The sequence below is a fragment of the Rhodococcus sp. RS1C4 genome (genome assembly GCF_002258225.1).
Classification (GTDB): Bacteria; Actinomycetota; Actinomycetes; order Mycobacteriales; family Mycobacteriaceae; genus Rhodococcoides; species Rhodococcoides fascians_E.
The window spans coordinates 279,029-297,289 of sequence record NZ_NOXZ01000014.1 but is presented as its reverse complement, the minus strand read 5'-3'; the positions used below and the strand labels follow the sequence as shown (position 1 = coordinate 297,289).

Annotated in this window: 13 protein-coding genes; 7 read left to right on the top strand and 6 right to left on the bottom strand. The window is 67.3% G+C overall.

Annotation, left to right across the window (positions count from 1 at the left end; genetic code table 11):
- The 4 genes from CH289_RS06595 to CH289_RS06580 all read left to right on the top strand — a co-directional run.
- The coding region (locus tag CH289_RS06595; protein WP_218828455.1) for a hypothetical protein at nt 1-1,014 on the top strand (1,014 nt) is incomplete at its 5' end.
- A complete protein-coding gene (locus CH289_RS06590) occupies nt 1,011-2,510 on the top strand; it encodes a hypothetical protein (protein WP_094727602.1) in 1,500 nt (499 codons plus the stop codon). The genes CH289_RS06595 and CH289_RS06590, both read left to right, overlap by 4 nt.
- 5 nt (nt 2,511-2,515) lie before the next feature.
- On the top strand, nt 2,516-2,854 hold the full coding sequence (locus tag CH289_RS06585) for a DUF6802 family protein (RefSeq protein WP_019665559.1): 339 nt from the start codon (nt 2,516-2,518) through the stop codon (nt 2,852-2,854).
- Nucleotides 2,855-3,183: 329 nt separating this feature from the next.
- Nucleotides 3,184-5,016, top strand: a complete 1,833-nt coding sequence (locus tag CH289_RS06580) for a phosphoenolpyruvate carboxykinase (GTP) (RefSeq protein WP_094727601.1) — start codon at nt 3,184-3,186, stop codon at nt 5,014-5,016.
- Between the two features lie 106 nt (nt 5,017-5,122).
- Here CH289_RS06580 and CH289_RS06575 read toward each other — a convergent pair whose 3' ends face one another.
- Nucleotides 5,123-6,007 (bottom strand): ROK family protein, encoded by an 885-nt coding sequence (locus tag CH289_RS06575; protein WP_020110476.1) that lies wholly within the window; start codon nt 6,005-6,007, stop codon nt 5,123-5,125.
- Between the two features lie 98 nt (nt 6,008-6,105).
- Entirely contained in the window at nt 6,106-6,903 is a 798-nt protein-coding gene (locus tag CH289_RS06570; RefSeq protein ID WP_170947516.1) for a class I SAM-dependent methyltransferase, read from the bottom strand.
- Between the two features lie 166 nt (nt 6,904-7,069).
- Between CH289_RS06570 and CH289_RS06565 the strand changes: the two genes are divergently transcribed.
- Nucleotides 7,070-8,281 carry a glycosyltransferase family 4 protein gene (locus CH289_RS06565; protein ID WP_020110478.1) on the top strand — a complete coding sequence of 404 codons (1,212 nt, stop codon included), beginning with the start codon at nt 7,070-7,072 and terminating at the stop codon, nt 8,279-8,281.
- Here CH289_RS06565 and CH289_RS06560 read toward each other — a convergent pair.
- Nucleotides 8,219-9,916 (bottom strand): hypothetical protein, encoded by a 1,698-nt coding sequence (locus tag CH289_RS06560; protein ID WP_256977062.1) that lies wholly within the window; start codon nt 9,914-9,916, stop codon nt 8,219-8,221. The genes CH289_RS06565 and CH289_RS06560 overlap by 63 nt on opposite strands.
- A 25-nt stretch (nt 9,917-9,941) precedes the next feature.
- On the opposite strand from CH289_RS06560, the gene CH289_RS06555 reads away from it, so the two are divergent.
- A complete protein-coding gene (locus CH289_RS06555; protein ID WP_256977061.1) occupies nt 9,942-11,144 on the top strand; it encodes a polysaccharide biosynthesis protein in 1,203 nt (400 codons plus the stop codon).
- A gap of 138 nt (nt 11,145-11,282) precedes the next feature.
- Here CH289_RS06555 and CH289_RS06550 read toward each other — a convergent pair whose 3' ends face one another.
- Complete coding sequence (locus CH289_RS06550; protein WP_094727599.1) at nt 11,283-12,410, bottom strand: PorA family protein; 1,128 nt, start codon at nt 12,408-12,410, stop codon at nt 11,283-11,285.
- Nucleotides 12,411-12,619: 209 nt separating this feature from the next.
- Between CH289_RS06550 and CH289_RS06545 the strand changes: the two genes are divergently transcribed.
- The gene (locus tag CH289_RS06545; RefSeq protein ID WP_094727598.1) at nt 12,620-13,738 is read left to right on the top strand and encodes an acyltransferase family protein; all 1,119 of its coding nucleotides are present in this window, start codon (nt 12,620-12,622) and stop codon (nt 13,736-13,738) included.
- A gap of 12 nt (nt 13,739-13,750) precedes the next feature.
- Here the strand turns inward: CH289_RS06545 and CH289_RS06540 are convergent, their stop codons facing one another.
- Together CH289_RS06540 and CH289_RS06535 are read right to left on the bottom strand one after the other, a co-directional pair.
- On the bottom strand, nt 13,751-18,082 hold the full coding sequence (locus CH289_RS06540; protein WP_179276752.1) for an alpha-(1->3)-arabinofuranosyltransferase: 4,332 nt from the start codon (nt 18,080-18,082) through the stop codon (nt 13,751-13,753).
- Nucleotides 18,063-18,233, bottom strand: coding sequence for a DUF2613 domain-containing protein (locus CH289_RS06535; RefSeq protein WP_019665569.1), 171 nt, complete (start codon nt 18,231-18,233; stop codon nt 18,063-18,065). The genes CH289_RS06540 and CH289_RS06535 overlap by 20 nt, the downstream gene beginning before the upstream one ends.
- Nucleotides 18,234-18,261: the final 28 nt, after the last annotated feature.

The following is an 18,261-nucleotide window of genomic DNA, read 5'->3' as shown; positions in this document are numbered from 1 at the left end:
GGTGGGGATCGCGAGATCTCGGAGGGTCGGGTGCGAGCGCTCGCTCCGAGCGGAACCGTGCTGCGGCGGGAGGTCGATGCCGAGGCGGATGTGTGCTTTCGGGACATCCGCATCCAGGTGACCGGACGCGCAGGCGTCGGGAAGACGACGGTTCGGTCGGTGCTGGCGGCCCATCACGAGCTGCGCACGATCGCGGCGTCGATCGAGGAGACGGCGTCGATCGATGTCCCGCGGGTACCGGATCCCGAGCTCGACGGCGATGTCGTCGTGTACGTGGTGGCAGGGGACGCCCAGGTCGTCGACGCCGACGCGGCACAAGGCACACGCGGCGTCGTGGTCCCCGTTCTCGCGAAGGCAGACGCAGTGGACCGCCTTCAGGACGTCGTCGACGGTGTGTCGACCAAGCTGGGTTGCACTGTCCACCCGCTGATGGGAACCATCGCGATCAGTGTCATGAACGGCCGGCCGTCGACGTTCGACCCGCTGCGAGAGTCGGCCGCGTCGGTGACGCCGGAGATGCTGCTGACTCCCGAGCGGTTCCTTCGAGCCGGCATTCCCATGTCGAAGCAATCGCGGGCCGAACTCGTCCGCAGTGTCGAGGTGGCGGGAGTCGGCATTGCTGCACGGGCTCTGACGGAGTCTCCCGGGATGGACGACGTCACCGTTCGGTTGCTGCTTGCGGAGAAGAGTGGAGTCGACGCCGTCGCGAAAGCCGTCCGGCGAGCAGTGGACGACGTTCGCGCCGCACGACAGGGTCGGTTGTTGCTTCGGCTGAACCAACTCGCGGCCCGGCACCAGGAGTCGATGGAGGTCGAGCGGTATCTGGCGTCCGACGAAGCCGTGTTCGCAGGCATGCGGGCGGCTCTGCACACCCTGGGCGAAAGCGAACACCCCAACCCGACCCTCGCCACCGTCCGCTCCTGGCGCGAACGCCGCGACACCGCACTCGAACCAGCGGTTGCGCGAGCAGCGACCGCTGTCGGCCGCGGGTACCTGAGGATGCTGTCGCGGTGATCGACCTCCCGAGCGACATGGACGGCGTGATCAAGCGGTGGTACCCCGCAGGAGTCGACGAGATCGCCTCGGGCCGAGCCGCGGATCCCGTAGGGGTGTTCGTGCACGGTTCGAGCGGAGCCGGAGTGTCCGCCGTCGACGCGCAACTGGACCTGTGGTCCGTGGACGGGGTCGACCGGGCGCCGGACGTCGAGTCGGCAGCGGTGGTCCTGTTCGTCGTCGACGCATCGGCGCCCATCGGCCGGACAACACTCGCCGCTCTTGCGCCGGTGCTCGAATCGACGGCAACCGGCGTTCTCGTCAACAAGGTCGACGCACATCGCGGCTGGAGGAACGTGGTTCGTTCGGTCACCGAGTCCATCGCCGAATTCGTTCCGCGAGCAGTGGACGTCGCGGTGCTGCCCACGTCCGCTCTGCTCGCCGAAAAGGCTCGGGCAGTGCAGGATCCGCTGACTCGTACGACGATGGTCGAGGAATCGGGAATCAGGGACGTCCTCGATTTCGTGGAGAGCGCCGCAACGCAGCACACCGAGGTTCTCCGACGACGCAAGTACGACGCGGCCGTTCGGCATGCCGCGGCCGGGGCGCGGCAGCGGATCGTGGACAAGGCCAGAGCGGTCACGAGCGCGTCGAACACCGCCGCGCTGCGTGCCGAACGAGCCCGGTTGACCGATGTTCGCGATCGGACCAGGGCAGAGCGGACCGCCGCGCTGCGGACCGGACTGCAACTCGCTCGCGCGGAATCGGTGCACGATGTGTCCGAGGCCGTTCGTGAATTCGCCTCGTCCGCACGACAATCGATCGATACTGCCGGCCGGTCCGAGCTTCGTCACCTCCAGCCGGAGATGACAGCACGGCTCGACGCGGTCGCGTCCACGGTCGACGCGCGGTTGTCCGACAGGCTCCGCGCGATCGACATCGATCTGGAATTGTCCGTCGAGCTCCCTGCGGTCACCGGTTCGCCACTCGCGCACCCCGAACCGTCGATTCGGCGCGGAGGGGTCGAGGACAAGATGATGATCGTCCTCGGTGCGTCGGCGGGAGTGGGGCTGTCGCGGCTCGTGGTGTCGCCGCTGTCCGTCGTCCCGGCGCTGGAGATCGCTGTGATTCCGTTGTCACTGCTGTTGGGCGCGTTCTGTGCGTGGTGGCTCGTCGGGTCGAGGAAGCTCGTCGCGGACCGGGCTCACCTGAGAACATGGGTCGCCGACGCGTCGGCCGCGGCGAGGTCGACGCTGGAGCAGCGCGTCCTGGCCCGAATCCTGACCGCCGAATCCGCGTACTCGGCCGCCGCCCGCGAGACCTCCCGCGCAGCTGCGCGGGCTGCGGACACAGAGCTCGAGAGAGTCGAAGCGGAGCTGCGGGTGGTGTCGGAGAACCGCGCATCCGTGCTCGCTGCGTGCGACCGAGACCTCGCGGCGCTGGACCGCGGCGCCCTGAGGTTCGCCGCCGGTGGACGCGAGGAACCGGAGACGCCGCCGATGCGTCTGAACCAGTAGAGGCTGTGTCCGCGGAGATCGGAGAGATACGCGTGGAGTGGAACGAGTTGTTCGACGGCAGCGGTGACGGCGATGCCGTCGACCCGGCGCACGATCCGGTCTCCGGTCCGTCCGGTGTCGGCTCGATCGAGTTGTTCGATCTCGACGACGACGGGTACGAGGAGACCAGGGTCAGCCACACCGAGGCGGGAATGACCGTCGCCAGGGATCGTGACGGGGACGGTGTGATGGACACGTTCACTTCCATCCAGAGTGGCGGCCGTTACCAATCCTGGGAGATTTCTCGTGCCGACGACGGCACGGCGAGGTGGGAACAGACGTCCTCGGGGGACGCCTTCGAGTAGGAAACTCGCATTGTTTTTAATGTCCTTACAAGGAGATTCGGCTGCTGGGGGGCCTCGAATGCGCACGTAGGAGTAGCTGAATCGGTCTTGTGACCAATCGGACAACAGCCTGATTCCGGATTGGCAACTCACGGCGTTAACCTGAAACCAGGACACCCGGCGCCCGTGTCCTCGGTTTGACGTTGCCGCTATGATGCGGTATACGCAGATCGTGCGATCGGGCAGCTCCCCACCGAGAGGGGAAGATCGGATCTGCGTCTGCCTCGCCGAACTGCCCTGTGCGCGAGCAGACACCAGAATCTGGTTCCGGCTCACCCCAGGAGAGTTAGATGACCTCAGCGACCATTCCCGGTTTGAACGGCACTGACGCCGCGCCTCCCACCCAGCACAAGGAACTCCTTGCGTGGGTGCAGCAGGTAGCGGAACTCACCGAGCCGGATCGTGTGGTCTTTGCTGACGGATCCGACGAGGAGTGGGAGCGTCTGACCACCCAGCTGGTGAACGCCGGTACCTTCACGCGTCTCAACGACGAGAAGAAGCCCAACTCGTTCCTCGGCAACTCGGACCCGTCGGACGTTGCCCGCGTCGAGTCACGCACCTACATCTGTTCCGAGCGCGAGATCGACGCAGGCCCGACGAACAACTGGATGGACCCGTCGGAGATGCGTTCTCTGATGACCGACCTGTACCGCGGCTCCATGCGCGGCCGCACCATGTACGTCGTTCCGTTCTGCATGGGACCGCTCGGCGCCGACGACCCCAAGCTGGGCGTCGAGATCACCGACTCGGAGTACGTCGTCGTCTCCATGCGTGTCATGACCCGTATGGGTGCCGCTGTCCTGGAGAAGCTCGGCACCGACGGCTTCTTCGTCAAGGCTCTGCATTCGCTCGGCGCTCCGCTCGCCGACGGCCAGGACGACGTTCCGTGGCCGTGCAACGACACCAAGTACATCACTCACTTCCCCGAGGATCGTGAGATCTGGAGCTTCGGTTCGGGTTACGGCGGCAACGCCCTTCTCGGCAAGAAGTGCTACTCGCTGCGTATCGCATCGGCGATGGCGCACGACGAGGGCTGGCTCGCCGAGCACATGCTGATCCTCAAGCTCATCTCGCCGGAGGACAAGGCCTACTACATCGCCGCGGCATTCCCGTCGGCCTGTGGCAAGACCAACCTCGCGATGATTCAGCCCACCATTCCGGGGTGGCGCGCCGAAACCATCGGCGACGACATCGCGTGGATGCGCTTCGGTGAGGACGGCCGCCTCTACGCCGTCAACCCGGAGTTCGGTTTCTTCGGTGTTGCACCGGGAACCAACTGGGACTCCAACCCCAACGCGATGAAGACCATCGACCAGGGCAACTCCGTCTTCACCAACGTCGGCCTCACCGACGACGGTGACGTGTGGTGGGAAGGCCTGGAGAACCGGCCGGATCACCTGATCGACTGGAAGGGCAACGACTGGACGCCGGATTCGGATTCGCTTGCCGCGCACCCGAACTCGCGTTACTGCGTACCCATGGCTCAGTGCCCGTCGATGGCCGACGAGTGGGACGACCCGAAGGGTGTCCCGATCTCCGCGATCCTCTTCGGTGGGCGCCGCAAGACGACGGTTCCGCTGGTCACCGAGGCTCGCGACTGGCAGCACGGTGTCTTCATGGGCGCCACCGTCGGCTCGGAGCAGACGGCCGCCGCCGAAGGCACTGTCGGCACCATCCGTCGCGACCCGATGGCCATGCTTCCGTTCCTCGGCTACAACGTGGGCGATTACTTCCAGCACTGGATCGACCTCGGCAAGAACGCCGACGACTCCAAGCTGCCGAAGGTGTTCTACGTCAACTGGTTCCGTCGTGGCGACGACAAGCGCTTCCTGTGGCCCGGATTCGGTGAGAACTCCCGCGTCCTGAAGTGGATCGTGGAGCGCATCGAGCACAAGGCCGCCGGCGTCGAGACTCCTATCGGTGTCGTTCCCACGGCCGAGGCCCTCGACATCTCCGGGCTCGACACCACCACCCAGGACGTCGCCGAGGCACTCGCGGTGAACGTCGACGAGTGGAAGGCCGAGATCCCGTTGATCGAGGAGTGGTTCGGCTTCGTCGGCGAGAAGCTCCCCACCGGCATCAAGGACGAGTTCGACGCGCTCAAGCAGCGCTTGGGTGCCTGAGTGTCGTAGCTAGCACCCTTTTCGTAGACCTGGCACCCCTGTTCCGATGCGAACAGGGGTGCCAGCCTCGTAAACAGGGTGTCAGGTTCCCGGCCGCTGAGCCGATTCAGCCACCGGACGCCAACACCGCTGCGCCCGTCAGGGTCCCGACGGCTCCGAGCTTCGCCGGCACGATCTCGAGGCCGTCGAGAAACTTGAGCTTGGCGTGCAGGGCGGCGGACTCCTGGATGGGATCCCACAGCGGTGGGCCCGCTTGAGCGAAACCGCCGCCGACCACAACAAGGTTCACGTCGACCAAGGCTGCCGCCGACGCGATCGCCTGACCCAGCGCGACACCGGCACGCTGAAGAGTGGTGATGGCGACGATGTCCCCGTCGCTCGCGGACTGTGCGAGGTCGGCGCCGGTGCTGCCGGTCCATCCCTGTTCCTGGGCCCACCGGACCGCCGACGGCCCGCTGGACACCGTCTCCACGCAGCCGAGGCCGCCGCACGTACAGGGCGTCGCCGATCCGGGTACGACGATGTGTCCGATGTGGCCTGCGTTTCCGCTACGCCCGTGCACGATGCGGCCTCCCAGCACCAATCCGCCGCCGATCCCGGTCGACACGACGAGGCTCAGTACGTCGTCGACGCCGACAGCAGCCCCGAAGCGGTGTTCGCCGAGCGCAGCGCACCCACCGTCCATCGCCAGCGTGACCGATGCGCTGTCGAACCGCGTCCGTACGGCGTCGGTGAGGGCGAAGCCGTCCTTCCATTCCGGGATGTTGATCGGCGCGACCGTGCCTGCGACGGTGTCGACCGGGCCGGCGCACGCTATCCCGATCGCGTCGACGTCCGAGCCGACGGACACCGCGTCCAGCAGTTCCTCGCAGGCTTGCCATACGTCCGACTGCGGGGTCGGCACGGTCAGCGGTTCCCCCGGCCTTCCGTCTTCGCCGACGACGGCTGCGGTGATCTTGGTTCCCCCGATATCCAGTGCCAGCGCTGTCATCGTTCCAACGTACCGGCGCGAGTGGAGCCTGCGGAATGAGCCGGGTGAGCGCCGCGAGTGGAGCCTGCGGAATGAGCCGGGTGAGCGCCGCACTCGCGTCAGGTGGCGCGGAAGACGAGGACGAGGTTGCTGGCGAGGAGTTCGCGGAGGCCGGGAACCCTCATGATCCACCATGCCCATCGGGGGTGGTATCGGGGGAATGCCGCGAGGAGGGTTCCGCTGGAAGTGTTTCGAGCCCAACGTAATCCGTCGCCTGCTCCGATGTCGAACAGGGATTCGCCGAATCTGTTCTTCGGCTCGTGTCCGTGTGTACGCAGGTATCGCCGGGCCGCGTATTCGCCGCCGACGTAGTGCCACGGCCGTGTTTCGTGCCCACCGAACGGGCTGAGCCACAGTGTGTAGGACAGGACCGTCAATCCGCCGGGTCGGGTGACGCGGAGCATTTCCTCGGCCATGACCCAGGGCTCGCGGACGTGCTCGGCGACGTTCGAGGAAAAGCAGATGTCGACGCTGTCGGTGAGAAATGGCAGCGCCATTCCCGAGCCCCGGACGCTGCCGTGGACGGTCAGGCCTGCAGCGTGCAGTTCGGATGCGTCGGGTTCGACGGGGAAGTACCGAGCTCCGCTGCGTTCGAAGCCCTCCGCGAAGTAACCGGGCCCCCCGCCGACGTCGAGTACGACACGGTTCTCGAGAGAGTCGCCGGTCATGCCCCGGTAGAGGTCGCCGATCAATTCGACGGAGTCACGGGCGAGCGCGCCGTAGAAGATGTCGGGCGCGGTCTGCTCGTGCCCGAAGTCCCGGAGCAGCCCGACCGACCTGCTGAGGGTGGCGCGTTTCGCGAACAGTCGAGTGACCCGGTCCCTACGCACGAGGAAGAACACTAGGCGAGAGTCCATGTCGAGCGACCGCTGGGCCACACGAACGGCTAGGGTGTCCAGAAGTTTCAGCTGTCCAGAAGTTCAGCTGTCCAGAAGTTTCAGCTGTCCGGAAGAGTCAGCTGTCCGGAAGAGTCAGCTGTCCGGAAGTTTCGGTGATGGTGTCGGCCGCGAAGGGGGTACGGGCGTGCGCGAGGTGCTGCTGCTCTGCTGGCGCGACACCGGGCACCCCCAGGGCGGCGGCAGCGAGCGGTATCTCGAGCAGGTCGGGGCCGGGCTGGCTGCCCAGGGAGTGAAGGTGACGCTGCGGACGGCGTCGTATCCGGGCGCGCCCGCCGAGGAGATCGTCGACGGAATCCGCATCAGTCGCGCCGGTGGACGGTTGAGTGTGTATCCGCGGGCACTCGCGTCGATCGTCGCGGGGCGCCTCGGGTTCGGTTCGCTTCGCGGAATAGCTCCCGACGCCGTCGTCGACACCCAGAACGGCATTCCCTTCTTCTCCCGGATCGTGTCCGGAGCACCGGTGACGTTGCTGGTGCACCACTGTCACCGTGAGCAGTGGCCCGTCGCCGGACCCCTCATGGCCAAGCTCGGATGGTGGCTCGAAAGCACGGTCTCTCCGCGGATTCACCGTCGTAACCAGTACCTGACGGTGTCCTTGCCGTCGGCCGACGAGCTGGTTGCCCTCGGTGTCGATCGCGAGCGAGTTGCCGTCGTGCGCAACGGCGCGGACGAGATTCCCGCAGGAACGCCGGTGGACACCAGAACTCCGTACCCGTCGCTGTCGGTGCTGTCGCGGCTCGTTCCGCACAAGCAGATCGAGGACGCACTGGCTGCGGTGGCCGCTCTGAGGTTCCGAGTCCCCGGACTGCACTTGGACATCATCGGAGGCGGTTGGTGGGAGGAGAACCTGCGTGAGCGGGTCGAGCAACTCGGCATCGCGAGCGCGGTGACGTTCCACGGCCACGTCGACGAGGTTCGCAAACACCAACTCCTCGGACAGTCGTGGGTGCACGTCATGCCGTCGAGGAAGGAAGGCTGGGGACTCGCAGTGGTCGAGGCGGCCCAGCACGCAGTGCCGACCGTCGGATACCGCAGCTCCAAGGGCCTCACCGACTCCATCATCGACGGTGTCACCGGTGTGCTGGTCGGCTCGGACGGCGCCGATCGTGATGTCACCGCGCTGACGGACGCTCTCGCCGAGCTACTGCTCGACGACGACATGCGTGCCGATCTGGGTGAGAAGGCCAGGGTCCGCGCGCTCGAATTCTCGTGGAGGCAGACCGCTCGCGGTGTGCAGAGTGTTCTCGCGGCCTCGATGCGCGGCTCGCACGTGTCAGGTCTCGTGTCCGCCGGCCTTCCGGGTGCGGACCGCCCAGCCGAAGCCGCCCACCAGTAGCACCAGCCACACGAGGTGGGCGGCGACGACCGCCAGGTCGTCCGTCGGTTCGATGCGGATCTCGCCCGGCACCCGGTACAGCGCGAGCTCGTCGTCCTCGTACTCCACCGTCAGCTGCCGCAGCGCCGCGGCCGAGTTGCCCAGCTGCCCGGGCGTCGTCCGTTCGACGAGCACCCACCCGACTCCGAGCCCGGCCACGTCCTCGGGAGTACCGCCGTCCAGAAGAACCTGTTCGACGGCCTCCGCCCTGCTGCCTTCTCCGCGGACCGACCCGCCTGCGACGAGGAGCTCCCCGGTCTGCAGTACGTCCAGCGGCAGCATGCGAGGCGCAGGGTCGAGAACAGCGGCGTCGCCGCTGTACGGGAACCGGCGGAACATACCTGCGGGCAGCACGGCGACGTCTCCGTCCTCCCCGGCCAACTCGTCGGCGACCACCGACCACGACGCCGGATATTCGGCGGGTTTCACCTGGCCTCCGACTCCCCAGGCGAGGTCCGGCAACGCGATCACCACGGCCAACGCCGCTGCGACTCCGGGAAGCCAGCGGTTCCCGAGTTTCGCGGCAGCCCACGTGACACCTGCCGCCGCGGCGAGAACGTAGAAGGGCACGGCGAGCGCAACCCACTTCTGGGCGTCGCGCAGCAGACCGGCGCCGGGCACCTCGGCGGCAGCCCATTCGCCGACGCGAATCCCGGGAGCCGTCGCGGCGAGGGCAGGCCCAGCGATCGCGAGGACGGCCAGCACGGCCAGAGCGGTCACGACGGGGTTGCGTCGGCGTCGCCACAGGGGTCCGATGCCGAGCGCGACGATCGCGAGCAGCAAGGCGGTGCCCAGGACCGCGAACGCTGATGTTCGCGTGACGGGAACGGCATCGGCGTTCCAGATGCCGCCGAGTCCCGCGAGGGAACCGACCGTCCCGAGTCCGGGCTCGGCGCGGGCTGCGAACGCGGCGACGCCGGCGGGGTCGGTACCGGTGGCCCCCGAGCCCGACACCGCCGTCGCCACGAGCCAGGGCGCCGACGCCAGCAAGGTCAATCCCGCTGTGAGCGGAAATGTTTGCCTGGACGCGCATAACCACGCACATGACGCGGCGAGCAGCGCACCCGTCGGCGTCAGGCCCGCGACGGCCAGACAGACCGCGAGCCACCCCCACCGGCCCGTCCGCCTGAGATCGAGCGCAGCGACGACCGTCCACGGCAACGCCGCGTACCCGATCAGAAGACTCCAATGCCCCTGCAGCAGACGCTCGGCGACGTAGGGATTCCAGATCGCGACCGTCGACGCCACCAGCAGTGCAGGCAGCGGTGCCGAAGGCAGCACGGTCCGCGACATCTGCGCGGCACCCCAGCCGGCGAGCCACAGCGCGAGCAGCAGAGCAGCTTTCACGACGAGTCCGCCGTCGACCACCGTGGACAGGGCGGCCACCACCGCGTCCTGCGGGACCGCCCGGGCGGCGGCGTCGCCGACCCCGAGAGCCGAGTCGGTGAAGTAGGACCTGGGCGTGCTGACGGCGTCGCGCAGAAGTAGATAGCCGTTGCCGAACAGTGGGCCGAGCACCACGGACGCGAGGGCGACGCTGTAGAGCGGAGGCGCCCACCGGGACCGGCGCGCAGCCCACCGACCACCCGACGCCATGTCCGGCACCCTATACCGTGGGCGCATGCCGACTCGCCCTGTCTCCGCCTCCGGGTCCGCAGGCAGAGCGATGGTCGCCGGAATGACGATGGTGACCATCGGATCGATGACGGCCAACATCGCCTCGTATCTCCTGCATCTTCCGGCGAGCCGCCTGCTGGGTGTAGCGAAGTACGGCGAGTTCGCGAGTCTGCTCGCCGCCCAGTTGGTGCTCGCAGTTCCGGCGCTCGCGTTGCAGTCGGTCGTGGCCAGGGAAGTGGTGCGCGGACGAAGCACCGGCAAGCTCCGAAGCCTCGGATACCGCTGCGCCGGCGTCGTCGCCGTTCTGTCGGTGCTGGCGGCACCGATAGTGGCGGTGGCGATGAACACGAGTGTTCTGGCGACGACGTCGGCGCTGGTCGTCGCCCCACTACTCGTGCTGCTCGCGACCGAACAAGGGCTACTGCAGGGCACCGCGCGGTTCGGCCGATTGAGCATCGTGCTGGCATCCGCGGGCTTCGGCAAGGTCGTTCCCGCGGTCGTCGCGCTGTTCCTCGGCGCGGGTCCCGGCACAGTGCTCGCAGTCAGTGCCGCCGGCACAGGACTGGTCGCCCTCGGCGCACGGCTGGCCAACCGAGAGCCACCCGGGCCCGGTGGTCCGCACACCGGTGACGTGCGCATCGGCGTCGCCACCGTGCTGGGGGCGTCGCAGGTTCAATTGGTGCTGATTCTGCTGTCGTCGGTGGATCTGCTCCTCGCGCGCGCACTGCTGGCCGAAGCCGACGCAGGCATCTACGCCCTCGGCGCCGTCGCCACGAAGGCAGCGTTCTGGCTGCCGCAGGCAGTGGGGGTAGTGCTGTATCCGCGTATGGCCAACCCTGCGCACTCGGCGTCGGCGCTGCGATCGGCACTGTCCGTCGTCGCCGGAATCGGTGCGGTTCTGATCCTCGGGGCGGCCGTCGCCGCGGGGCTGATCCCGCTGATCGTGGGCGAGGACTACGCAGCCGTGCAGGGATACCTGTGGATCTTCGCGTTGCAGGGCGCCTGTCTCGCGGTGCTCCAGAGCGCGTTGCTGTGGGCTATTGCGGGGGAACGCACGACGCTTGCGATCCTGGCGTGGCTCGGACTGGCCGCCGAAGTCGTCCTGTTGACGCTGTGCGCGTCCACGGTGCTGCAGTTCGTCGTGGTCGCAGTGTCCGTGGCCGCGGCAACCGCACTCGCGGTGTGCGTGGCCGCCCTGCGTTCATGAGTGCACTCGAATCCGCCTCGGACGGCACATCCGGCCCTGCCGCATCGGTCCGTGTGCACCTGGGGCCGGCCACCCTCGGCCTGAGAACGACCAACGGCGCGACCCGAATGGGCCGCGCCGTTGTTGTTCGTGGAGTTGCTACTCCTTGGAGAGGTTGGTCCTCGGAATGACCTCGGTCTGATCGGTCGTCCAGTCGCGGTTCTGCGGAGCTGCCGGTGCTGCGCCGCCGCCTCCGCTCTGCTGCGGTCCGCCGGTACGCACGGGACGACGCGGGCCGTTGCCGCCGCGGAGTCCGAGCACGATACCTGCGATCAACGCGATGACGCCGAGGATTCCGGCGATGATCGGCACGGTACGTCCGAACGTCGACAGCTGGTCCTGGCCGTCCTTGGCGCGCTGGATCTGGTATTCGACGGTGTTCTCGTCGAACTTGATCGGCGCATTGAGCACGTCTACCTCGGGCTGGCCCGCAGTCCGCGAGTAGTACTGGTGGATCTGCTCTTCACCGTCGACGATGACACCGGTCTTGGGCTCCACCCACACCGTCCGCGTGTTCTCGTACCAGCGGGTCATGGTGACGGGGGCTTCGCCGCCCTCGACGCCCCACGTCTCGGCGGGGAGGGTGACCTTGTTGGTCGGGAGGTTGACGACGCCGGACAGATCGACGGGGCCGACGGTCTGCTCGTACTTGTAGACGGGCGTGCCGTTGATCTCGGTCTCTTCGACGAAGTCGATGTCCTGCGACGCGCGGGCGTTGATGTCGAAGAACGGGTACGCCTTCTGCTCCGCGTTGAACGGGAACTTGTACTGCAGGCCGGTGTGCGGAACTTCCTCGGCCGGCTTGTCGCCCTGGACCTGGATGGTGCCGATGGGGTTCTCGACGGGCTCGGACGACACACGATCGAGCGTCACACGGTCGACGCTGGCGGTGAGCAGCCCGGTGTCGCCCTGCTTGTCGGTGCGGCGCAGCGTCTGCCCGGCCTGCACGGTGATGTCGTCGGCGTTCGACGGCTCCTCGGTGGTGACGAAGCGCTGCGACACGAGGTTCACGTTCTCGTCCACCTGAGCGCGGCCCGCGGCCAGTGATGCAGCGTTGAGAACGCTTCCGGTGCCGGTCGATACCGTCGTGACCTCGAGATCCAGCGGTGTCTTCTCCAGGCGGGGCACGGTGTACGTCGGGATCAGAATCGCTGCTACCAGCAGGAATGCGCCCAATCCGACGAGTACGAGGGCAAGAATCCGGCTCGGCCCTGAGCGCTCCGCCATGTGAGAATCTCCTTAGTCTTATTTCCTTGGCGCGCCGCTGCTTCCACCCCCGACAGGTCAGGGTAGGAAACGCCCGTTCCTGGAGTGTCCGATTGGTATCGCCACGTCGCTGGTGACAGTAACAGTCATCACGTCGTACGGTCGCGGGCACGCCCGACGACCGTGGACTTTCACAAGCGGACGACGCGGGGTGCTTGACTGGTCGCGTCATGACTACGTCCACCGAATCGCTGCCGAAATCCGTCGCACCGCTGCGCGGATTCATCCCGTCGCTCGAGGGAATGCGCGCGTTCGCGTCGATCGGCATCATCGTCACCCACGTGGCCTTTCAGACAGGCGCCGCGAATTCTCCCGTCATGGGCCGAATCTGGGGCAGGTTCGACCTGGCTGTCGCGCTGTTCTTCGCGTTGTCCGGGTTTCTGCTGTGGCGTCCGCACGCGGCGCAGGCGCGCGGGTTGGGTCGTGCTCAGCCGATCGGCCGCTATCTGTGGTCGCGCGCCGTGCGCATCCTTCCGGCGTACTGGGTCGTGGTGACGCTGGTTCTGCTGTTCCTGCCCAACACGGGAAGCAGCTGGCGGGTGTGGGCCGCCAACCTGTCCTTGACGCAGGTGTTCGTGCCTCTGACTCTCACCGAGGGCATGACTCAGATGTGGTCTCTGTCGGTCGAGGTCGCCTTCTATCTGGTCTTGCCGTTCCTCGGCCTGGCGTTGGCTGCCCTACGAGGCGATCGAGCACGGTTCCGCATTCCCGTCGTCGCAGCTGTGGCCGCGATCAGTCTGTGCTGGGCGTTCGTACCAGTGTCCACACCCGAGGCGATCCACCACGACAATTGGTTGCCTGGATACTTCCCGTGGTTCGCGGCCGGAATGCTCCTGGCCGAGTACACGACCCGCCCCCCGACGTGGTTGCACCGTCTGGCGAGCCACCGAGTACTGATGGCCGCGATCGCACTGGTGGCGTTCGGCCTGTCGGCGACCCCGCTCGCCGGGCCGGAAGGGCTGGTGCGTCCCGAGCCGTGGCAGTTCGAGGTCAAGATCGTGCTCGGTGCAGTCCTCGCGTTCTCGTTGTTGGCGCCTCTCGTTCTGGCCGACGGACCCCGACGCATCCTCGAGCACCCGGTCACCCTTGCTCTGGGACGCTGGTCCTACGGCATCTTCATCTGGCATCTGGTGATCCTGGCGATGGTCTTCCCCGTGTTCGGGATCATCCCCTTCAGCGGACACTTCCTGCTGGTTCTGGTCGTGACCGTCGCATTGTCGATTCCCGTCGCCGCCGCGAGCTACGCGCTGATCGAAGAACCGATTCGGGTGTGGTTTCGCCGCCGGTGACGTGACCGCCGGTTATCGGCGAGCCCGCAGAGCACTCACTGCCACGGCGACGAGTGCCACCAACGCGGCAAGCTGGATCAGCGACGAGTGGCCGATGTAGCCGTCGGGAGATCGCCACGGACCCTTCGACAGCAACGCCGTCGCGAGCAGCGTTCCGACCCCGGCGACCCACACCGCCGCCCTGGCTTCCGCCGATCGACCGAAGCGTCGGCCCACGGCCACTGCCACGGCCGCGACTGCGGCGACGACGGCAACTCCGGCCGGCCCGGAGATCACGGCGACGGCCGCGGTCAGTCCGAACCACCCGAGCACCGCGCTGCGCCAGGGCCGTGGTGCCGGGTCCTGGGTTACGCGACTTCGACGAAGAGCGAAGAACGCCAACGGGATCAGCAGGAACAATCCGCCGAAGATTCCGAGTCGGTACCACTTGTCCGACGGGTACTCGAGCGTCACCGTTCCCGACGTCCCGGCCGGCACGATCCAGCCTTGCTGCCAGCCGTTGACGGTGACAGCCTGCAGTTCTGAAGCGGGAGTGGAGCCTGCGGAATGACCGGGTTGGGCGGGACTGGAGCCTGAGGATGCTGCGGTGGCGTGCCAGCCGGTATTGCTGCTTTCCGGTACCACCAACAGTTGATCGACGTCCGATTCACGAATGGTCACTTCTCGGTGGTCGGCGTCCCACGCTGTCGTCTCCGCGGTTCGGGGAGACGAGCTGGTTGCGCTGACGGCGGGGACGGGCATCGTGCGGAGTCGCACTCCGTCGACGACGAAGGCTGCACCTGGGTCGACGACGACGTCCTGTCTGCCTTCCGGCAGGGGTATCGGGTTGAGCGTCTCGTTCGGAACGGGGAAGGGGCCCTCGCAGATGGTCGCCTGCAGTGGTTCGCCCGACAGGAATTGCCGCGCCGTCGCCGTCACCGACGCCCGGATGGTCTGGCCCGCAATGGACATGATCGGCCCGACGTCGCAGGCGACGGTGATCGTGCGGTCATCGGCTGCGTCGGGAGCGGCGCCGATGTCGCGGCCCCCCGACAGCACGGCGACGTCGGCGAGACCGGGCGGTTGCGGGAGGACGAAGCCGAGGGAGTTCTTGTCCAGCCGATCGTCCCAGTCGACGATGGAGAGCACGATCCGATCCGTCACCTGTGGCGCGAGATCGATGGTCGTCGGCCCGTCGGGATCCACCTCGCGAACCTGCGGTCCGCCACCGAGATTCACGGCGACGGTCGTCGGGTGAGCGGGCAGGTCGCCGAGGCTCGGGGTCACGGTGAGGCCGTCCACCAGCGTCGGCGCGGGCAGGTCGATCGTCAGTGTCGGCTGCGTTCCGGCTCGCTGCTCGATGCTCTTCTCGGGCGCGGTCCAGGATGTTCGGTCGTCGCCGTCGGTGGCCGCGAAGGCGGATCCTTGGAGGTCGCCGACGTCGGATGCGCCCGTTGCCACGGGTCGTCCCGGTTGTGCCAGCAGCGCTTCCAGCTCGGGGCTCTGTCGGGTGCGCAGGGTCAGTTCCGGCAGCACTGCGGTTCCGGTCGGCACCGACAGGGTGCGCGAGAACCTGCCGAGCTCCTCGGGTGCCGCGGACAGTCCACTGCTGCATCGGATTCGGTCCTCGGTGTCCAGGCAGGCCGGTCGTCCGGGGAACTCCTGGCCGAGGTCCCACGACGTGACGTCCGCTCCGGGCGTGACGCCCGGCAGCACCGCACGGTGCACGATCGACACGGGCTGCGGGTTGTCGCGGTCCGAGTAGTCCTCCACCGACAGTTCGCTGATTCCGAATTGACTTCCCCGAGTGCCGTCCACGGTCGATTTCGCCGTGATGCGCACCCACGGTGTCGATCCGCCGGGGAGTGAGACGGTCATGGGCTCACCCGCAGTGTCGACCCGCGCCGCGGTACTGCCACCCGGAGTGGTGATCTCGAGCCACTTCACCGGGTCACCGATGGTCCCCGGGCTGGTACGCAGATGCAGGAGCCCGCCGGAGATCGGCTCGTCGAAATCGAGTTGAAGCCACTGTCCCACAGCGCTTTCGATGCCGTTGCTGACCCAGCTCGTCGCAAGATCGCCGTCGACGACCGCCGCGACCCCGCTTCCCGGTTTGGTGCCACCGATCTGAGTGGAATCCGATGCGGAACTCGAGGCGGTGATGCTCGCGCCCTCCCATTCGCCGTCGACGGTGTCCGCGCCCACGACGGGATAGTCCGCGACTTCGTTCAACGAGCGACGAGGATCGTCGGCGGTTCTCAGCGCCGAATTGTGGTTGTCGACCTGCCCGAAATCCGTCTCCCTGTTCATCGGAGTATCGGTGACAGTGACCGAATCGACGTCCAGGCCCGCGGTGGTGGCGTCGGACGCGAGGATGACGGGGCCTGCGGGCACCGGGTCGGGGACACCGGATCGCCGCTGTTCGTTCAGTCGCTGAACGGATTCCGGGCCACCTTGAACGAACGGGACACGGTTCAGATCGACGGTGTAGGGCCCCGAAACTTCAGATTCCTTCGAGCTTGGCTCCTGCAGCTTCACCGAATAGATCTCGACAGCCGGATACGGCGGCCGCATGTCACCGTCGACCGTGATGCCGTCGACTGTTCCCGGTGCGATGTCCTCGCCGAACTCCGCGACTTTCTCGAGGCCGGGGGAGCCGTCGAGTGCGGCGTGGACCTGGACGGGGCGTGCGGAACGCGACGTCTCGGGATCGAGATCGTTGCGGACGACCACGTAGTGAATGCCCTGCCCGACGAGGGTGTCGGCCAAGCCGACCGAGGATCGGCCGTCGGCGATCAGTCGTTGGACGGAGTCGAGGGCCCGGATCGCACCGGGCGGGGTCAGTGGTACCGAGTCGCGGACGGCCCACGGCGTCGTCGCGAGGGCTTGGAGTGGTTCGTCGCGAGTCAGTCCCCACGTCTGAATCGCGAAGGGCGCGCCGGGAACAACGAGCGCGCGCTCGGCATCGGAGCCGTCGGGTGAGCTGCCCGACGCGTGAGCGGTGAGCCAGTCCGCGGCGTCGTGCCAGTACTGCGGGATGGACTGGTATGCCCCTCGGGGTGCGAGTTTGCCGGTCCATGCGAGGGAGGTGGAGAACGTCAGCGCGACGAGCACGAGCCCGGCGACGGCGACCATCTTGTCCTTCTCCGGGTGTGCGATGGCTGCTCGCCAGGTGCGCGTCGGTGCGGCACCGGGAAGCGGGACTCGGGCGAGAAGGTGAGCGAGTCCGAGTACCAGAGGGATTCGGACGAGCGGCTCGAGTTTGTGGACGTTGCGGAGCGGCGCGCCGCCCGAATCGAGGAACACGCGGACGGTGTCGGCGATCGGCGAGCCGAGTCCGCCGACGTATCCGGCTGTGAGACCGAGGATTCCGACGAACAGCATGACGGTCAGGCGGCCACGGGCGGGCATCGATCGCATCGCGAGACCGACGACACCTGCTGCGGCGACGACTCCCGTCGCGACGACGGCGGCCGGCTGCGTGACCAGCACTGCTCCGGCGACGCGCTCGGGCGAGACGAACGGTGTCCAGCTGCTCGTCCCGCGGAGGATCTCGATCAACGAGGCCCACTGGGTCGTCGTCCCCGAGGATTCGATGTAGTCCAGGAACGGTGGGCTGACCGCGCCGAGCAGAAGAAGCGGAACGATCCACCACAGGGTCGCGAGGGCCAGGAAGCCGGCCCACCACGCACCGAAGACGATCCACAGTCGGTTGGGTCTGTGGCAGAGAATCCAGACGACGCCGACGAGGCACGCGGCTGCCGTCGCGACAGCGTTGACGGCGCCCATCAACGCCACGGCCACCGCCGATTGCGCGGCGAGAGTGCGGGTGGAGGTGCTGCTGCGGAACGCCCGGACGATGGGAATCAGTACCCAGGGCGCCAGCATCATCGGCATGGATTCCGACGAGATCGATGCGAGCGTCGTGATGACTCGGGGAGACAGCGCGAACGCGACGGCGGCGATGATCCGCGAGCTGCGGCTGCCGATTCCCAGAGCTTCGGCGAGGCGAACGATGCCCCAGAACCCGGCTGTCAGCAGTAGCGCCCACCAGATGCGCTGGGTGATCCACGGGGGAATCGACGCGATGTCACCGAGCGCGAAGAACGCGCCGTGCGGAAAGAAGTAGCCGTACGCCTGGTTCTGCACCTGGCCGAGGGGAGCTTGCGACGTCCACTGATGGGAGGCGCGCGCGAGGAAGCCGAGGGGATTCTGCGTCAGGTCGTACTTGGTGTCGGCAACGGTGTAGCCCGGAACCTGCAGGAAAGCGAGGAGAAACGCCAGAGTGGAGACGCCGAGCAACCACCTACGACCGAGTGGTTCGGAAGAGATCGAAGCAGGTGCGTCAGCGGCTGCCGTACTCAACCTGGTTCAGCAGGGACGAATCAGCATTGCCGGAGCGATCGATCTCGGGACGCGTGTTGTCGGCCGCCGCAGCAGTGACTCCGAATACCACCCCGGCACCGAGCACAGCGCCGACTACCGCAGCAACAACTCCCGGGACAGCGAACTTCATCTCGGTTCTCCACTTTCGTCGACTGGCA